Below are 14,865 nucleotides of genomic sequence, written 5' to 3'. Positions count from 1 at the left end.
GATGCTTACACTTACACTCAAACCAAAAAAAAGCCCCTGCGCGAAAGCAGGGGCAAGCCATGTCAGAGCTTATTTTTTATTAGTTAAATACCATCCCGCCGTCGATCAGCAACGACTGACCGGTCATGTAATCAGAATCCGGGCTGGCAAGATAGGAGACGCAGGCGGCGACATCTTCCGGCTCGGACAGACGACCGAGAGTGATGCGTTTGGCGAACTCGGCGGTACCGTAGCCCAGCGGTTTACCGGCGGCTTCGGACACCTGGCGGTCAATTTCGGCCCACATTGGCGTTTTGACAATCCCCGGGCAGTAGCCGTTGACCGTGATGCCCAGCGGCGCGAGGTCGCGAGCGGCGGTCTGGGTTAAGCCGCGTACCGCGAATTTACTGGAGCTATACACCGCCAGCTCCGGGTTGCCGACGTGGCCGGCCTGGGAACAGGCGTTGATGATTTTCCCGCCGTGCCCCTCTTTCTTAAAGGCCTCGACCGCCGCCTGAATACCCCAGATCACCCCTTTGACGTTGATGTTGTAGACTTTGTCGACAATCTCCGGGGTAATGGACTCGATCGGCGTAGACGGTGCCACACCGGCGTTATTGACGATGACGTCGAAGCCGCCCAGCGTTTTGCGCGCCTGTTCAACGGCGGCAAATACCTGATCGCGGTCGGAGACATCCACTTTCACCGCCACGGCGTGTCCGCCGGCCTGGTTGATTTCCGAGGCGACCGCTTTGGCGGTGGCGTCGTTATAATCGGCAATGGCCACGGCAAATCCATCCTTCACCAGACGAAGGGCGATAGCTTTACCAATCCCCTGGCCGGCGCCGGTAACAAGTGCGACTTTTTTCATTTTCCTTTCCTTATTGTGATGACTTACAGAATCTGACTCAGATGCAGCTGACCCATCAGCAGCGGGTTATCGCGATAATCCACCGGGATGGCCACCACCGCCGGGCCGTCGACGTCCATCGCCGCGCGCAGCGTCGGTTCCAGCGCCTCGGCGCTTTCCACGGCGAACCCTTTGGCGCCGAAGGATTCGGCATAGGCTTTAAAATCCATCGGCCCGAACTCGACGCCGGACAGGCGCTGATATTTTTTCTCTTCCTGAATAGCCACCATGTTGTAGCCGTTATCGACCCAGATGAGATGCAGCACGTTGGCTTTCAGGCGGACGGCGGTCTCCAGCTCCATGCTCGACTGCAGGAAGCCGCCGTCGCCGGAGACGGAGACCACTTTGCGCTCAGGATTGACCAGCCAGGCGCCGATGGCCCAGGGCAGGGCGACGCCCATGGTCTGCTGGCCGTTGGAGATCATCACCTGACGGGCGCGGAAGCTGTACAGGTAGCGGGCGATCCAGATATGGAAGCTGCCCATGTCCACGGTCAGCGTGACGTCGCTGTTGACGATATCCTGCATGGCGCGAACGATGCGCAGCGGATGCAGGGCAAACTGATTCAGCTGCGCGCCGCGGCGGTCCAGCAGCTCGCGCTGGTGCTGGCGGTCGCGGAGGATCTCCGCCGCCTGCGGGGAGAGCACCAGCCGGTGATCGATATTTTGCGCCAGCTTGTTGAGGGTGCCGGCGATATCGCCCACCAGCTCAACATCCGGGGTGTAGTTGCGCTCTTCATAAGCGGGCAGTACGTCGATATGCACCAGCGTCGCGTTGCCGCTGTTCCACATTGCCGGTTCATATTCCACCGGGCTATAGCCGATGCAGATCACCAGGTCGGCGAGCTGCAGCAGACGGTCCCCGGCCTGGTTGTTAAACAGCCCGACCCGACCGGCGAAGCGAGAGAAGTTATCCTGATTCACCGCCCCGGCGGCCTGATAGGTGCTGGTGACCGGAATATGGCTGGCCTCCAGCAAACGGCGCAGCGCCGCGCTGTTTTCCGGCTGGCTGGCCATCAGGCCGAGCAGGAAGATCGGGTTCTTCGCCTGAGCGATAAGCTTCACCACCTGATCGATGGCGTCATCCGGCGCGGCGCCCATCTGCGGTGCCCGGCTGGCCGGCAGTACTTTACCGCTGACCGGGCCATCGACCACATCCTGCGGCAGGCTGACGAACGCGCTGCCCGGGCGGCCCTGCTCGGCGGCACGGAAGGCGTTGGAGACCACTTCCGCCAGCGCATCCGGCGCCGTCACCTCGACGGCGTATTTGGTGACCGGGCTGAACATCGCCACCGTATCCATACTCTGATGGACCTGCTTCGCCTTATCGGCGCGTTTCACCGCGCCGCCCAGGGCCACCACAGGGTCACCTTCGCTGTTGGCGGTGGCCATGCCGGTGATCAGATTGGAACAGCCCGGACCGGAGGTGACCAGCGCCACGCCCGCTTTGCCGGTAATGCGTCCGACCGCGGCGGCCATAAACGCGGCGTTGGCTTCGTGGCGTACCGGAATAATGCGAATCGAGGAATCCAGCAGTGAGTCGAACACCTTGTCGATTTTGGCGCCGGGGATACCGAAGATCTGACGTACGCCTTGCGCTTCCAACTGGCTGACGACGAGATCGGCGCCGTGCGCCCATTGGCGTACCGGATACTGTTTGTCCATGTGAACCCCTTAACTTTCTACGGAACGGATGGCGGCATCGAGATTATCGGGATGCAGATTGGCCTGCAGGAACGCGCTGTCGGCGGGCAGGTCGATCATCAGCTTGTGAATTTCGCCGAAGGTCAGCACCCCGTGATCGAGCTGGTAATCCAGCAGGTGACCGCCGCCTTTGCGGTCATCGGTAATAAAGTGCTCGTGATACCCGGCGACGTTGATCCCCTGCATATGCTGCGGGGTACGGAAGCCGACCAGCACCCCTTCGCGCTGGTTAAAGCGGAACACCGGCTGATCGTCGAGGACGTCGGTCATCGCCCGGTACGGTGGCGTCTGGCGCGGCACGGTGCGGGTATGGGCATGGCGGAAATGGCCGTCGATGCGCAGGGCGCAGAACAGGTTGTCAGAGGGAATTTGCTGATCAATAACGTCGTGCAGTTGCTGGCGGCTCACCGGATGGTCAAAGGTTTTCCGGTACTGCGGCTGGAACCAGGTCATCACCGCGAACGGCGTTTTCTGCTCCGGCTGGGCTTTGCGCGCGCTACCGTCGGCGCGCAGCTGATAGACCTGACTGCTGAAGGCGATCAGCTCCCCGTCCAGTTCATTAAAGGTACCGAGGCCGAAATCGCCGTGTTTCAGCAGGTCCGCGATGGTGGTGCTGCCTTCGTAAACCCCGCTCAGCAGGGCGCTCATTAGCGATGTCTGATAGAGCACGCTCTCCGGATGCTGCGCGGAAAACGCCCGTAGGGTTTCGCACAGACTCTCTTCGCAGGTGCATTCAGCAGAGTGATTCATATACCACTTCCTCGTTCAACAAATATAAGAAAGGTTAAATAAATGTTGACCCGATTCAGCTCACAGTTCCAATATAGAAACCATGCTGGTTTGAGACGTTTTCGATATGGAACTTCGTTATCTTCGTTATTTTGTCGCCGTCGCCAGGACGCGGCACTTCACCCAGGCCGCCAAGGAACTGGGTATTTCACAACCTCCTTTAAGTCAGCAAATTCAGCGACTTGAGCGCGAGGTGGGGACCCCGCTGTTTCGGCGTTTAACCCGCGGGGTGGAGCTGACGGAAGCGGGAGAGTCGTTCTATGAGGATGCCCGCCAGATCCTCGCCATGAGCGATGCGGCGCTGGAGAAGGCCAAGGGCATTGCGCGCGGGATGAACGGCAGCCTGTCGCTAGGCATTACCAGTTCTGATGCTTTCCATCCGCAAATCTTCACGTTGCTGCACCGCTTTCAGCTCGACCACCCCGGGGTGACCCTGCACCAGATGGAAGACAATATGGCCAATCTGATGACCGCCCTGAGCGAGGCCGAGCTGGATATCGCCTTCGTCCGTCTGCCGTGCGAGAGCAGTAAAGCCTTTAATCTGCGGATTATTGATGAGGAGCCGATGGTCATCGCGCTGCCGCGCGATAACCCGCTGGCGACGCAGCCGACCCTGGCCCTGGAGCAGCTGTGCGACGTGGCGCCGATCCTCTTCCCGCGGGAGGTGGCCCCCGGGCTGTATGAGCTGGTGTACAACAGCTGCCTGCGCGCCGGGATCGACATGGAGCGTGCCTGGCAGTCGTCGCAGATTTCGTCGTCGCTGAGCATGGTCAATGCCGGGTTCGGCTTCGCGCTGGTCCCGCAGTCGATGACCTGCATTCAACAGCCGAACGTCAGCTATCACCCGCTCAGTGGGGCGCCGCTGAAGACCGATATCGCCATTGCCTGGCGGCGCTTCGAGCGCTCACGCACAGTGAAACGCTTTCTGGCGATGTTCTGATCTTCGCGGCGCCAGCGGCTTACTGCGCCACCCAGCCGCCATCCATATTCCATGCGGCGCCGCGCACCTGGGCAGCGGTATCGCTGCACAGAAACAGCGCCATTTCGCCCAGTTGCTGCGGGGTGACAAACTCCCCGGAGGGCTGTTTTTCCGCCAGCAGCTGGGCGCTGGCCTGCTCCGGGTCGACCCCCTCGGCGATGCGCTTATCGATCTGCTGCTGCACCAGCGGGGTCAGCACCCAGCCCGGGCAGATGGCATTGCAGGTGATGCCGCTGCGCGCGGTTTCCAGGGCCACGGTTTTGGTCAGCCCGACCACCGCGTGCTTGGCGGCGACGTAGGCCGATTTCTCTTTCGACGCCACCAGGCCATGCACTGAGGCAATGTTGATGATGCGCCCCCAGTTGCGCTGGCGCATGCCCGGCAGCGCCAGGCGGGTGGTGTGGAAGACGCTGGAGAGATTTATCGCGATGATGTCGTTCCATTTGTCCACCGGGAACTGCTCCACCGGGGCGACGTGCTGGATGCCGGCGTTATTGATCACGATATCGACGCCGCCGAAGGTGCTTTCGGCATAGTGCATCATCGTCTCGATCTGCCCGACGTCGCGCAGGTCGGCGTCGTGATAGCCGGGGATCTTACCCAGCGCGGCGACTTCAGCCCGGGCGTGGCTGCTGTCGCCGAAGCCATTGAGGATCACCTGCGCGCCCGCCTGAGCCAGCACTTTGGCGATCCCTAAACCGATGCCGCTGGTGGAGCCGGTGACCAGCGCTGTTTTACCGTGCAAATTCATTTTATTACTCCTTCAATCGGGTATCAGACAATGCCGGTCACATAGAACGTGACAATGACAAACAGTACCGCGAGGCTTTTGATCACCGTGATGGCGAAAATACCGCCGTAGGCCTGGCGATGGCTCAGGCCGGTGATCGCCAGCAGGGTGATCACCGCCCCGTTATGCGGTAGGGTGTCCATGCCGCCGCTGGCCATGGCGGCGACACGGTGCAGGACCTCGAGCGGAATATTGGCGGCGTGGGCGGCGGCGACAAAGGTCTCGGACATCGCCGCCAGCGCGATGCTCATCCCCCCGGAGGCCGAGCCGGTGATCCCGGCCAGCACCGTGACGCTGATCGCCTCGTTTAACAGCGGATTGGGAATGGCCGCGAGGGCTTTCGACAGCACCAGGAAACCCGGCAGGGCGGCGATAACCGCGCCGAATCCGTACTCAGAGGCGGTGTTCATCGCCGCGAGAATAGCCCCGCCCACCGCCGTTCGGCTCCCCTCCGCCAGCCGGCCGCGGATATTGCGATAGCCGCAGACCAGCACCAGCACAATGCCGGAGAGCAGCGCCGCCTGCACCGCCCAGATAGCGGTGATTTTCCCTACTTCGGTGACGACAGGCTTCGCCAGACCCGGCAGGGTGAGCTCATGGCTGGCGCCGTACCACTGCGGGATCCAGTGGGTAAACAGCAGATTCAGCACCCCCACTAACAGCAACGGGGCGATAGCGATCAGCGGATGCGGCAGATCGATGTCATCCGGGGTCTCCGGCTCATTTTGCAGGTCGGTCCCATAGCCTTCGCCGCGGGCCTGCGCTTTGCGGCGCTGACGCTCCAGCCACAGCAAACCGAAGATGATAATGAACAGCGAGCCGATAAGCCCCAGCCAGGGGGCCGCCCAGGCGTTGGTGCCGAAGAAACTGGTGGGGATAATATTCTGGATCTGCGGCGTGCCGGGCAGGGCGTCCATGGTAAACGAGAATGCCCCGAGGGCGACGGTGGCCGGGATCAGCCGTTTGGGGATCCCGCTCTGGCGAAACAGTTCGGCGGCGAAGGGGTAGACGGCAAAAGCCACCACAAACAGCGACACCCCGCCGTAGGTCAGCAGGGCGCACACCAGCACGATCACCGGGATCGCGTGGCGGCGTCCGAGGATGCGGATGGCGGCGGCGACAATCGACCGCGAGAATCCCGACAGCTCAATCAGCTTGCCGAACACGGCGCCCAGCAGAAACACCGGGAAATAGAGCTTCACAAAGCCGACCATTTTTTCCATAAACAGGCCGGTAAAGGCCGGGCCGACCGCGCCCGGGTCGGTGACCAGCACCGCGCCGAGGGCGGCGATCGGCGCAAAGAGGATCACGCTGTATCCACGGTAGGCCGCCAGCATCAGTAACGCCAGTGCGGCCAGGGCAATTATCACACTCATCACGACGTCTCACTCTCATTGTTATTGTAGGGGTACAGAACGCGATACTAGGGCTTCAGGGCGTAGCGAAGCTGATGTTCCCGGCGCGACTGGATGCGCTGTTGCCGCGCCTCATCCCAGCGGTAAAAGCCTTGTCCACTGCGGGCGCCGGTGTCGCCTCGCGCCACCTTTTCCGCCACCAGCGACATCATCTCGCTCCCGCTGGCCAGCTCCGGCAGCAGGTGCTGGCAGATATCCTGGACCGTCGCCAGCCCGGTCATGTCCGCTGCCTCCAGCGGGCCGACCATCGCATAGCGGCGGCCCAGCGAGGCGCGCATCACCTGGTCCACTACCTCGGCAGAGGCAATGCCGCTGTGGACGATATGCAGCGCTTCGCGCAGCAGGGCGAACTGCAGCCGGTTGCCGACAAAGCCCGGCGCGGCGCGATTGAGCACCACCGCTTCCAGCGCGCAGGCGGCGCAAAAGTCGCTCACCTGGCGCGCCAGATGGGGCAGTGTGGCGCTCCCGGGCACCACTTCCACCAGCGGGATCAGGTGCGGCGGATGCCAGAAGTGGGCGATCAGCAGCCGTTCAGGGTGGCGCATGCCCTGCGCCAGCGAGTCCGGCGGCAGGCCGCTGGTGTTGCTGGCGATAATCGCCTCGTCGGCGATCAGCGTTTCCAGTTCGGCATACAGGGCGTGCTTCAGTGCCAGCCGCTCGGGGATCGCTTCTATCAGCAGCGTGGCATCGGTCAGGGCATTCAGCGTCGAAGCAGGGGTCAGACGGGCCAGCACAGCGTCGCGGTCGGCGGGATCCTGCTGGCCGCTCGCCTCCAGCTCGCGCAGGATGGCGCTGGCCACCGCCGGAACCTCGGCGAGACGCTGCGGGTCGGTGTCATACAGGCGGACGACGTGACCGTGACGGGCGAAATGGCAGGCGATGCCTACGCCCATCAGTCCCGCGCCGAGTACCGCCAGGCGTGGTGTAAACATAGTGGCTCCTGTTAACGTTGTAGAGTCATGGCGATGCCCTGGCCGCCGCCGACGCACAGGGTTGCCAGCCCTTTGCTGGCGCTCCGGCGCTGCATCTCATGCACCAGGCTGACGAGGATCCGGCAGCCGGAGGCGCCGATGGGATGGCCAAGGGCGATGGCGCCGCCGTTGACGTTGACCTTCTCGCTATCCCACTCAAGCAGCTGACCGACGGCCAGCGCCTGGACGGCAAAAGCCTCGTTAGCTTCGATAAGATCCACCTCGTCCAGCGTCCAGCCGGCGCGCTGCAGCGCTTTACGGCAGGCGCTCACCGGGCCGATGCCCATCACCGATGGGTCGACCCCGGCGACCGCTGAGCTGACAATGCGCGCCAGCACCGGTAGCCCGAGCTCGTGCGCTTTATCGACGCGCATCAGCAGGACCGCCGCGGCGCCGTCGTTCAGCGACGAGGCGTTTCCGGCAGTGACGCTGCCGTCAGCGGGACGAAACGCCGGGCGCAGCTGGGCCAGCTGCTGCTCGCTGGTCTCCGGGCGCGGTTGCTCGTCGTCAGTCACGACACGCGGCGGCTTTTTGCCCTGCGGGACGCTGACCGGGACGATCTCCTCGCGAAAGCGTCCGGCGGCGATGGCGGCCGCCGCTTTGCGCTGGGACCCGGCGGCAAAGGCATCCTGGCGCTCACGGCTGATGTCGAAGGCATCAGCCAGATTCTCGGCGGTAATGCCCATGTGGTAGTCGTTAAAGGCGTCCCACAGGCCGTCCAGAATCATGCTGTCCTGCAGGCTGGCGTGGCCGAAACGCAGGCCGTCGCGGGCGCCGTGCATCAGATAGGGGGCATTGCTCATGCTCTCCTGGCCGCCGGCGATGACGATCTCGGCGTCGCCGCAGCGGATCGCCTGCACCGCCTGCTGAACCGCTTTCAGCCCGGAGCCGCACACCAGATTGACGGTGACCGCCGGGGTGTCGATCGGCAAGCCAGCCCGCAGCGCGGTCTGGCGCGCCGGGTTCTGCCCGCAGCCGGCGGTGAGCACCTGGCCGAAAATCAGTTCGTCGACCGCCGCGGCGGGCAGCTGGCCGCGTTCAAGCAGGCTGCGCACCACCGCCGCGCCGAGGTCGACGGCGGAAAGAGGGGCGAAGGCGCCGCGAAAGCTGCCGACCGGAGTGCGTACTGCAGCAACAATGGCAATATCGGTCATGGTCTCTCCTTAGCTGAAGCGCATTTCGCGCACATCGTCGGCCACGATCAGTCGTCCCGCCGTTTTACGCATCACCTCGTCGGGGCTCACTCCCGGGGCCACTTCGCGCAGGACAAACGTGCCGTCGACAATGTCCAGCAGGGCCAGATCGGTGAGCACCCGGCGAATACAGCCCACGCCGGTGAGCGGCAGGGTGCACTGCGGCAGCAGTTTGGATTCGCCGTTTTTTGAGGCGTGGGTCATCACCACGATGATGTTCTGCGCGCCGGCTACCAGGTCCATGGCGCCGCCCATCCCCTTGACCATTTTTCCAGGGATCATCCATGAGGCGATGTTGCCCGCGACGTCGACCTCAAAGGCGCCAAGAACGGTCAGGTCAACGTGGCCGCCGCGGATCATGGCGAACGACTGAGCGGAGTCGAAGATGGCCGCCCCGGTTTGCGCGGTGACGGTCTGCTTGCCGGCGTTAATCATGTCGGCGTCGATCGTGGCTTCGTCTGGAAATTCGCCCATCCCCAGCAGGCCGTTCTCCGACTGGAGCATCACCTCAATACCGGCGGGAATGTAATTGGCCACCAGCGTCGGGATACCGATCCCGAGGTTGACGTAGTCGCCGTCGCGTAGCTCCTGGGCGACGCGCATCGCCATTTGTTCACGGGTCAGCATCTCACTTCCCTCCGGCGCGCAGGGTGCGCTGTTCAATACGTTTTTCGAATTGCCCGACGATCAGCCGGTCGACATAGATCCCCGGGGTGTGGATGGCGGAGGGCGGCAGTTCGCCCGGCGGTACAATCTCTTCCACCTCCACCACCGTAATACGCCCGGCGGTGGCCATCAGCGGGTTGAAATTCTGCGCGGTATGGCGATATACCACATTGCCGTACCAGTCGGCTTTCCAGCCTTTGACCAGCGCGAAATCGCCGCGGATCGCCTCTTCAAGGATGTAGTGCCTGCCGTCGAACTGGCGCACCTCTTTGCCTTCGGCGACCGGGGTGCCATACCCGGTGGCGGTGTAAAAACCGGGGATCCCGGCGCCGCCGGCGCGAATTTTTTCGGCCAGCGTTCCCTGAGGAGTGAGCTCAACCGCCAGCTCGCCGCTCAGCACCAGCTGTTCAAACAGCGCGTTCTCCCCGACGTAAGAGGCCACCACCTTGCTGATCTGGCGTGACTCCAGCAGCATACCGAGACCGAAGCCGTCGACGCCGCAGTTATTGGAGACCACCGTCAGCCCCTGCACCTGGCGACGCTGCACCTCGGCGATCAAGTTCTCGGGAATGCCGCACAGGCCGAAACCGCCGGCGAGCAGCGTCATGCCGTCCGTTAACCCTTCCAGCGCCGCTTCATAGCTGGCGACGCGTTTATCCAGTCCTGCCATCTTGTCTCTCCTGCCTTGCGATAGCCTTATCATTGGCGCTGGAGACTGATTTGATAATTTTGAATTTGTGACCCACTCATTTGGAATTTTAATTAATTTCCTGTTAACTAATTTTTTTCAATTAGTTAACAGGAAGAAAAATGAGAATGAGTGTCAAACAGTTACGCGCGTTTTTAGCGGTAGCTCACACTCTGAATTTCGCCCACGCCAGCGAAAGGCTCAATTTGTCGCAGCCAGCCCTCAGTTTGACCATCAAAGGGTTAGAGGAGGCGCTGGGCGGCGCGCTGCTGCAGCGCAGCACCCGCAAAGTGACCCTTACCCAGGAGGGGGAACTCTTTCTGCCGATGGCCCGTCAGCTGCTGGCCGACTGGGATAACGTCGAGGAGGCCATGCGTCAGAGCTTTACCCTGCAACGGGGTAAAATTTCGGTGGCCGCGATGCCGTCGTTTGCCGCCAACGTCCTGCCGGAGGCGCTGAAGGCCTTTCGCGACCGCTATGCCGGCGTGAACGTCACGGTGCATGACGTGATTAATGAGCAGGTGATCGAGATGGTGCGCGAGGGGCGAGTGGAGATGGGTATTGCCTTCGAGCCATCGCCCACCCACAACCTGCTGTTTACCCCGCTGGCGGTGGACCGCTTCGTGGCGATCGTTCCCCGGCAATCCCCGCTGGCGAAGAAAAAGCAGCTCACCTGGCAGGAGCTGTTGACCCTCGATTTTATTACCCTGCAGCGTCCCTCGGCGGTACGCCTGATGCTGGAGGAGGCGCTGGCGCGCAGCGGTCGCCAGCTGGACGTAGCGCTGGAGAGTCACCAACTGGTGACGGTGGGGAGAATGGTGGCCAGCGGCCTGGGGGGCAGCGCGGTACCGGCGCTGTGTAAAACGCAGATGACCTCCCTGGGGGCCGTCTGCATCCCGCTCAGCGATCCGCCGATTGAGAAGTGCGTCGGTGCGATCCATGCCGGTCATATGCCGCTGTCGAAGGCGGCGCAGGCGCTGCTGGATACGCTGAAAGGGTTCTTGCCGACCTGAGCAGGCGGGAGGGGCAAAAAAAAACCGGCCTGCTGGCCGGTTTGACAATCAGATTTTGCAGGCGTCGCCGCAATCGTCATCGGCAACGATCGCCTGCGCTTTTTTGTCCGCTTCTTCCAGACGCTCCGCGTTGCGTTCTTCTGCTTCATCCAGGCCGCTGAAGACCAGGTTGTCGAGATCAATTTCCATAAGTTACCTATCGTTGCTGGTTTTTAATCAGCGTCAAGTATAGGGCAAAACCGCCAGCGGATGTAGCCGCTCTCCGCGCCGAACGCACAGAGCGTTAAGTCGCGGGGCGGCAGGCTTTCCCTACTATAAATAACCGTTGACAGGCGGGAGTTGGCTTTATTAATCACCATACAGAATGATTTCCTGTGTATATATTAAATGAAAGGACAACGAAGGAGTAATTAAGCGTTGACGAAAAGCTTTTATGTTAATATGGCCGCGATTATGGATGAATCTATGGATCTTAATCAATGGAACATACTGTTGCAGGCGCCATCAAAGAATGGCGTAAACATAATAAAGTGATCGGTCAGGTCAAAATAAACTATAAAAAAGTTTTACGAAAATGCAGAGAGCTCTCGCTCGCAGGAGGTAAATACAGAGAATATCAAGAACTTTGTGCAAAATATCAGTGTGCGCGGTTGACCGCCGTGACCAAAGGGCTGGTGCCTTTTGAGGATAAACCGTTTAAAGCGTATCTCAATAAACGGCTGTCAAAACGACGCAAGCTGGATATTGCCCACGGTTCACTGAATTTTATTGAGAAAACGTTTCACCCTGATGTCCTGCCGCAGCTGTACAATGTGGCAGATTTTGGTCGCGCGATGTTCTCTATTCCTTTGAAAAATGGCGATAATCTTGACGTTAAACTGTTGGCGTCGCCGTTTCAGGAGGAGGGCGAGCTGATGCTGCAGCTGTTTCTCGGTGACCGGCGCGTCTATAGCGTCTGTTTTTCCTGTACCGACGATGGCCGCGCCTATATTGGCGGCATCCAGGGCGGAAAAGATATCACCAATGACGAAGTGAAGGTGCTGACTAAAGAGCTGCATGGCGCGCGGCCGAAAAATATCATCATGAGCGTGCTGTATGGTTTCCTGCGTTATTTCAGCATCACCACGGTCTACGCGATCGATTCCGATTACCACGTGAAAAGCGATCTGGTGAAAGCCAGTTATTCATCGCTGTGGCTGGAAATGGGTGGTGAGAAACAGGCTCGCGGCTGGTATAAATTACCGGCGCAAGAGATCAAAAAAAGTATTGAAGAGGTGAAAAGTAAGCACCGGAGCCAGTTTATTAAGCGCGAAGGTGTCAAGGATCTGATTCAGATAGATATGGCGAACGCCCTGCAGCACATTACGTTGCAAGCACGGGTGAATTAACGCCTCTCATACGCCAGCCGGGCTGCAGGGGGCTGCTACCCGGCTGGCGATTTCCTCTCTCCCCAGGTCGCTGTGCCGTAGGTTACTGCCCGCTCTCGCCGATTGGCGGTGACGCGGAGACGGTGAGCAGCGTAGCGCTGCGCCACCATACCATCAGGGCGACAATCGCGATAACGCTCAGCACGCCGAAGGCGGTGGCATAGGAGTAGTGCCCGGCGATAGACCCGGTTAACGCCGGACTCATTGCCGCCCCGGCGCCCTGCATCAGCATCACCACGCTCTGTCCAGCGTTAACGTGCCCGCTGCCGCGCAGCAGCGAGACGATAAAGCTGGGCACCGCCACCCCCAAAATCCCTGCCGCCAGGCCATCAAGAATTTGCACCGGGACCATCATCGCCGGGGCGTCGCTGGACGCCGCCAGCGCCGCCCGGATGGGCATGATCAGCAGCGCCAGCAGGATGCATCGCCAGTAACCGTATTTGTCGATGCTGCCGGCGACCCGGATGGCCACCGGGATCATCACCACCTGCGAAATAATCACCGTGGCGGCGGCAAACAGTCCGGGATTGAGGTGTCCCGGCGCGGCGGCGATCCGCATGCTCAGCATCGGCAACAGCGCGGCATTGGCGAGATGGAACAGCATCAGGGTTACGCCGGCGATCAGCAGCGGCGTATGGCGGAACAGGATGGCAAACCCCGGCAGGGAGGGCGTGGATGCCGCTTCGATGCCGCGGGCGGCGTCATCGTCGATATCGCCGCCGCGGATCGCCAGCAGGGCGACCAGGGTAAGCAGCGTGGTACAGGCCATCAGAATGAAAATGCCGCCGATGCCCCAGTACCAGGCGATAGCCCCGGCCATTAGCGCGGTGAAGAAATTCCCCGCGTGGTTGAAGGCTTCGTTTTTCCCCATCTGGGCGCTAAAGCCGCGCTGTCTGGCAAGACCGAGGGTAATCCCGGCGATCAGCGGTCCGACAAAGGCCGCGCAGATGCCGCTGGCGACTTGCGAGAGGGCGACCACGCTGGTCTTCTGACTAAACCAGAGCAGCAGGGTGGTGAGGGTGATCACCAGGCAGACCCCGGCCAGCAGCAAGCGCTTATGCCGCGAGCTGTCGGTGATGAAGCCGGCGGGCAGGGTCGCCAGCAGGCCGGCGATACCGCCGACGGACATCAGCAGGCCAATGTCCTCCGCCTGCCAGTGACGCTGGGTGAGAAAGATCCCCAGAAACGGGCCGAGGCCGTCGCGCACGTCGGCAATAAAAAAGCTGGTCAGACATAAAGCCCGCAGAGAACGAAGCGACATTTTCTACCTTTAGCATGCGCGATCTGCGCGTCGGAATGGTCACCGGATACCTTCATCCTTTATCGCACCGTTCGATGAAACAAAAATGTCCCGCGCTCGTCGGGTACCGTGGCTATGCAACATACCCGCTTGCGGCGGCTTTCGCCAGAGGCGTACGAAAGTTCTGTAGCGGCGCTATTAGCGTTCGTCTGCCTTGACGATCTGCAGGGCGGCGGGGCTCGCCACGGTGCCGCTGGCAGTAATAAACCCCGGATGGACAGCCTCGCCGCTGGCGCTGTCCACCAATGCTATATGCGGCGCACTGTGCAGCACGTGCTGATGGCCCCATTCCATCAGGGCGAACAGCACCAGCGCCAGGCTACGGCTTTTATCAGTCAGAACATATTCATACCGTTCGCGGGAGCCGGCTTCCCGGTAGGGCACTTTGCTGAGCAATCCCGTTTCGGTCATGGTTTTTAACCGGGTGGTGAGCGTCTGGCGGGTAATATGGGTGTGCGACAGCATCGTTTCAAAGCGCGTCACGCCGTAAAACGCCTCGCGGAGGATCAACAGCACCCAGCGGTCGCCGAGGATTTTCGCCCCTTCCGCCAGGCCGCACAGCGCCGGGTCGAGGTAGGGCAGTGATTTATTTTTTGACATCGCGAGATTGACCTTCTACTCTGAGTTTGAATTTTAGACCTAGATGCTAAGGAGAATAGCGTGCCATTTGTTAACGTGCAAACCATTAAAGGGATCATGACCGCGGAACAGAAAAGTGAGCTGCTGCGACGGATGACCGATCTGCTGGTGGAGATTGAGGGGCAGGGCGATCCGCAGTTCCGTCAGTCCGTCTGGATCCGCATTGACGAACATGACCCGGAGCAGTGGAGTCTGGGCGGCGTCCAGCCGACGGCCGCAATGATCGCGGCGAAATTTGCCGCCGCGCGGCGCGACGGATCCCCGGAATAAAACGCGCGGCGAAGCCCGGCCCGGCGATCTGACGCAGAAGAGGGGCCAGATCGCCGGGTAATATTGCGATTCGCTATGGTGCAAAAGCGTATTTTGCGGCTAAGGTAACGGTCAGGGAACCCAACAAACAGGG

Annotated in this window: 16 protein-coding genes; 4 read left to right on the top strand and 12 right to left on the bottom strand. The window is 61.1% G+C overall.

Going from position 1 to position 14,865, the window contains the following annotated elements:
- Nucleotides 1-79 precede the first annotated feature (79 nt).
- Genes A1WC_RS11035 through budA form a run of 3 tightly spaced genes read right to left on the bottom strand, consistent with a single transcriptional unit; the run spans nucleotide 80 to nucleotide 3,342 of the window.
- Complete coding sequence (locus A1WC_RS11035) at nucleotides 80-850, bottom strand: (S)-acetoin forming diacetyl reductase (protein ID WP_008804546.1); 771 nt, start codon at nucleotides 848-850, stop codon at nucleotides 80-82.
- A gap of 23 nt (nucleotides 851-873) precedes the next feature.
- Nucleotides 874-2,553, bottom strand: a complete 1,680-nt coding sequence (gene alsS, locus A1WC_RS11040) for an acetolactate synthase AlsS (RefSeq protein WP_016161244.1) — start codon at nucleotides 2,551-2,553, stop codon at nucleotides 874-876.
- Nucleotides 2,554-2,562: 9 nt separating this feature from the next.
- Nucleotides 2,563-3,342: an acetolactate decarboxylase gene (budA, locus tag A1WC_RS11045; protein WP_008804548.1), complete on the bottom strand. Its 780-nt coding sequence runs from the start codon at nucleotides 3,340-3,342 to the stop codon at nucleotides 2,563-2,565.
- Nucleotides 3,343-3,448: 106 nt separating this feature from the next.
- On the opposite strand from budA, the gene A1WC_RS11050 reads away from it, so the two are divergent.
- The gene (locus tag A1WC_RS11050) at nucleotides 3,449-4,321 is read left to right on the top strand and encodes a LysR family transcriptional regulator (RefSeq protein WP_008804549.1); all 873 of its coding nucleotides are present in this window, start codon (nucleotides 3,449-3,451) and stop codon (nucleotides 4,319-4,321) included.
- A 19-nt stretch (nucleotides 4,322-4,340) separates the two neighbouring features.
- Here A1WC_RS11050 and A1WC_RS11055 read toward each other — a convergent pair whose 3' ends face one another.
- Genes A1WC_RS11055 through A1WC_RS11080 form a run of 6 tightly spaced genes read right to left on the bottom strand, consistent with a single transcriptional unit; the run spans nucleotide 4,341 to nucleotide 10,065 of the window.
- Entirely contained in the window at nucleotides 4,341-5,111 is a 771-nt protein-coding gene (locus A1WC_RS11055) for a 3-hydroxybutyrate dehydrogenase (RefSeq protein WP_016161243.1), read from the bottom strand.
- 23 nt (nucleotides 5,112-5,134) lie between these two features.
- Nucleotides 5,135-6,529 (bottom strand): GntP family permease, encoded by a 1,395-nt coding sequence (locus A1WC_RS11060; RefSeq protein WP_196531753.1) that lies wholly within the window; start codon nucleotides 6,527-6,529, stop codon nucleotides 5,135-5,137.
- Between the two features lie 44 nt (nucleotides 6,530-6,573).
- The gene (locus tag A1WC_RS11065; RefSeq protein WP_012541464.1) at nucleotides 6,574-7,497 is read right to left on the bottom strand and encodes a 3-hydroxyacyl-CoA dehydrogenase family protein; all 924 of its coding nucleotides are present in this window, start codon (nucleotides 7,495-7,497) and stop codon (nucleotides 6,574-6,576) included.
- A gap of 11 nt (nucleotides 7,498-7,508) precedes the next feature.
- Nucleotides 7,509-8,690 (bottom strand): acetyl-CoA C-acetyltransferase, encoded by a 1,182-nt coding sequence (locus A1WC_RS11070; RefSeq protein WP_016161242.1) that lies wholly within the window; start codon nucleotides 8,688-8,690, stop codon nucleotides 7,509-7,511.
- Between the two features lie 9 nt (nucleotides 8,691-8,699).
- A complete protein-coding gene (locus A1WC_RS11075; protein WP_008804553.1) occupies nucleotides 8,700-9,356 on the bottom strand; it encodes a CoA transferase subunit B in 657 nt (218 codons plus the stop codon).
- A 1-nt stretch (nucleotide 9,357) separates the two neighbouring features.
- Entirely contained in the window at nucleotides 9,358-10,065 is a 708-nt protein-coding gene (locus tag A1WC_RS11080; protein WP_016161241.1) for a CoA transferase subunit A, read from the bottom strand.
- 140 nt (nucleotides 10,066-10,205) lie between these two features.
- Here A1WC_RS11080 and A1WC_RS11085 point away from each other — a divergent pair, with 140 nt between their 5' ends.
- A complete protein-coding gene (locus A1WC_RS11085) occupies nucleotides 10,206-11,096 on the top strand; it encodes a LysR family transcriptional regulator (RefSeq protein ID WP_012541468.1) in 891 nt (296 codons plus the stop codon).
- Nucleotides 11,097-11,144: 48 nt separating this feature from the next.
- Here the strand turns inward: A1WC_RS11085 and A1WC_RS27240 are convergent, their stop codons facing one another.
- Nucleotides 11,145-11,285 carry a hypothetical protein gene (locus A1WC_RS27240; RefSeq protein WP_002908189.1) on the bottom strand — a complete coding sequence of 47 codons (141 nt, stop codon included), beginning with the start codon at nucleotides 11,283-11,285 and terminating at the stop codon, nucleotides 11,145-11,147.
- Between the two features lie 290 nt (nucleotides 11,286-11,575).
- Here A1WC_RS27240 and A1WC_RS11090 point away from each other — a divergent pair, with 290 nt between their 5' ends.
- Nucleotides 11,576-12,484 (top strand): DUF535 family protein, encoded by a 909-nt coding sequence (locus A1WC_RS11090; protein WP_016161239.1) that lies wholly within the window; start codon nucleotides 11,576-11,578, stop codon nucleotides 12,482-12,484.
- Nucleotides 12,485-12,566: 82 nt separating this feature from the next.
- Here A1WC_RS11090 and A1WC_RS11095 read toward each other — a convergent pair whose 3' ends face one another.
- Both A1WC_RS11095 and A1WC_RS11100 read right to left on the bottom strand, forming a co-directional pair.
- Nucleotides 12,567-13,784, bottom strand: a complete 1,218-nt coding sequence (locus A1WC_RS11095) for an MFS transporter (RefSeq protein ID WP_016161238.1) — start codon at nucleotides 13,782-13,784, stop codon at nucleotides 12,567-12,569.
- Nucleotides 13,785-13,961: 177 nt separating this feature from the next.
- Nucleotides 13,962-14,423 carry a winged helix-turn-helix transcriptional regulator gene (locus A1WC_RS11100; RefSeq protein WP_009307678.1) on the bottom strand — a complete coding sequence of 154 codons (462 nt, stop codon included), beginning with the start codon at nucleotides 14,421-14,423 and terminating at the stop codon, nucleotides 13,962-13,964.
- Between the two features lie 60 nt (nucleotides 14,424-14,483).
- On the opposite strand from A1WC_RS11100, the gene A1WC_RS11105 reads away from it, so the two are divergent.
- Complete coding sequence (locus A1WC_RS11105; RefSeq protein ID WP_004175772.1) at nucleotides 14,484-14,732, top strand: tautomerase family protein; 249 nt, start codon at nucleotides 14,484-14,486, stop codon at nucleotides 14,730-14,732.
- Nucleotides 14,733-14,865: the final 133 nt, after the last annotated feature.

The sequence above is a fragment of the Klebsiella sp. KTE92 genome (assembly GCF_000398905.1).
In the GTDB taxonomy this organism is placed as follows: domain Bacteria; phylum Pseudomonadota; class Gammaproteobacteria; order Enterobacterales; family Enterobacteriaceae; genus Klebsiella; species Klebsiella variicola.
The sequence above is the reverse complement of the archived record's forward strand: the minus strand, read 5'-3'. Positions and strand labels throughout refer to the sequence as shown.

Coding starts and splice junctions, on each gene's coding strand:
- A1WC_RS11070 (WP_016161242.1), bottom strand. CDS start 8,690: ATGACCGATATTGCCATTGTTGCTGCAGTACGCACTCCGGTCGGCAGC.
- A1WC_RS11075 (WP_008804553.1), bottom strand. CDS start 9,356: ATGCTGACCCGTGAACAAATGGCGATGCGCGTCGCCCAGGAGCTACGC.
- budA (WP_008804548.1), bottom strand. CDS start 3,342: ATGAATCACTCTGCTGAATGCACCTGCGAAGAGAGTCTGTGCGAAACC.
- A1WC_RS11035 (WP_008804546.1), bottom strand. CDS start 850: ATGAAAAAAGTCGCACTTGTTACCGGCGCCGGCCAGGGGATTGGTAAA.
- A1WC_RS11055 (WP_016161243.1), bottom strand. CDS start 5,111: ATGAATTTGCACGGTAAAACAGCGCTGGTCACCGGCTCCACCAGCGGC.
- A1WC_RS11100 (WP_009307678.1), bottom strand. CDS start 14,423: ATGTCAAAAAATAAATCACTGCCCTACCTCGACCCGGCGCTGTGCGGC.
- alsS (WP_016161244.1), bottom strand. CDS start 2,553: ATGGACAAACAGTATCCGGTACGCCAATGGGCGCACGGCGCCGATCTC.
- A1WC_RS11050 (WP_008804549.1), top strand. CDS start 3,449: ATGGAACTTCGTTATCTTCGTTATTTTGTCGCCGTCGCCAGGACGCGG.
- A1WC_RS11065 (WP_012541464.1), bottom strand. CDS start 7,497: ATGTTTACACCACGCCTGGCGGTACTCGGCGCGGGACTGATGGGCGTA.
- A1WC_RS11085 (WP_012541468.1), top strand. CDS start 10,206: ATGAGAATGAGTGTCAAACAGTTACGCGCGTTTTTAGCGGTAGCTCAC.
- A1WC_RS11095 (WP_016161238.1), bottom strand. CDS start 13,784: ATGTCGCTTCGTTCTCTGCGGGCTTTATGTCTGACCAGCTTTTTTATT.
- A1WC_RS11080 (WP_016161241.1), bottom strand. CDS start 10,065: ATGGCAGGACTGGATAAACGCGTCGCCAGCTATGAAGCGGCGCTGGAA.
- A1WC_RS27240 (WP_002908189.1), bottom strand. CDS start 11,285: ATGGAAATTGATCTCGACAACCTGGTCTTCAGCGGCCTGGATGAAGCA.
- A1WC_RS11090 (WP_016161239.1), top strand. CDS start 11,576: ATGGAACATACTGTTGCAGGCGCCATCAAAGAATGGCGTAAACATAAT.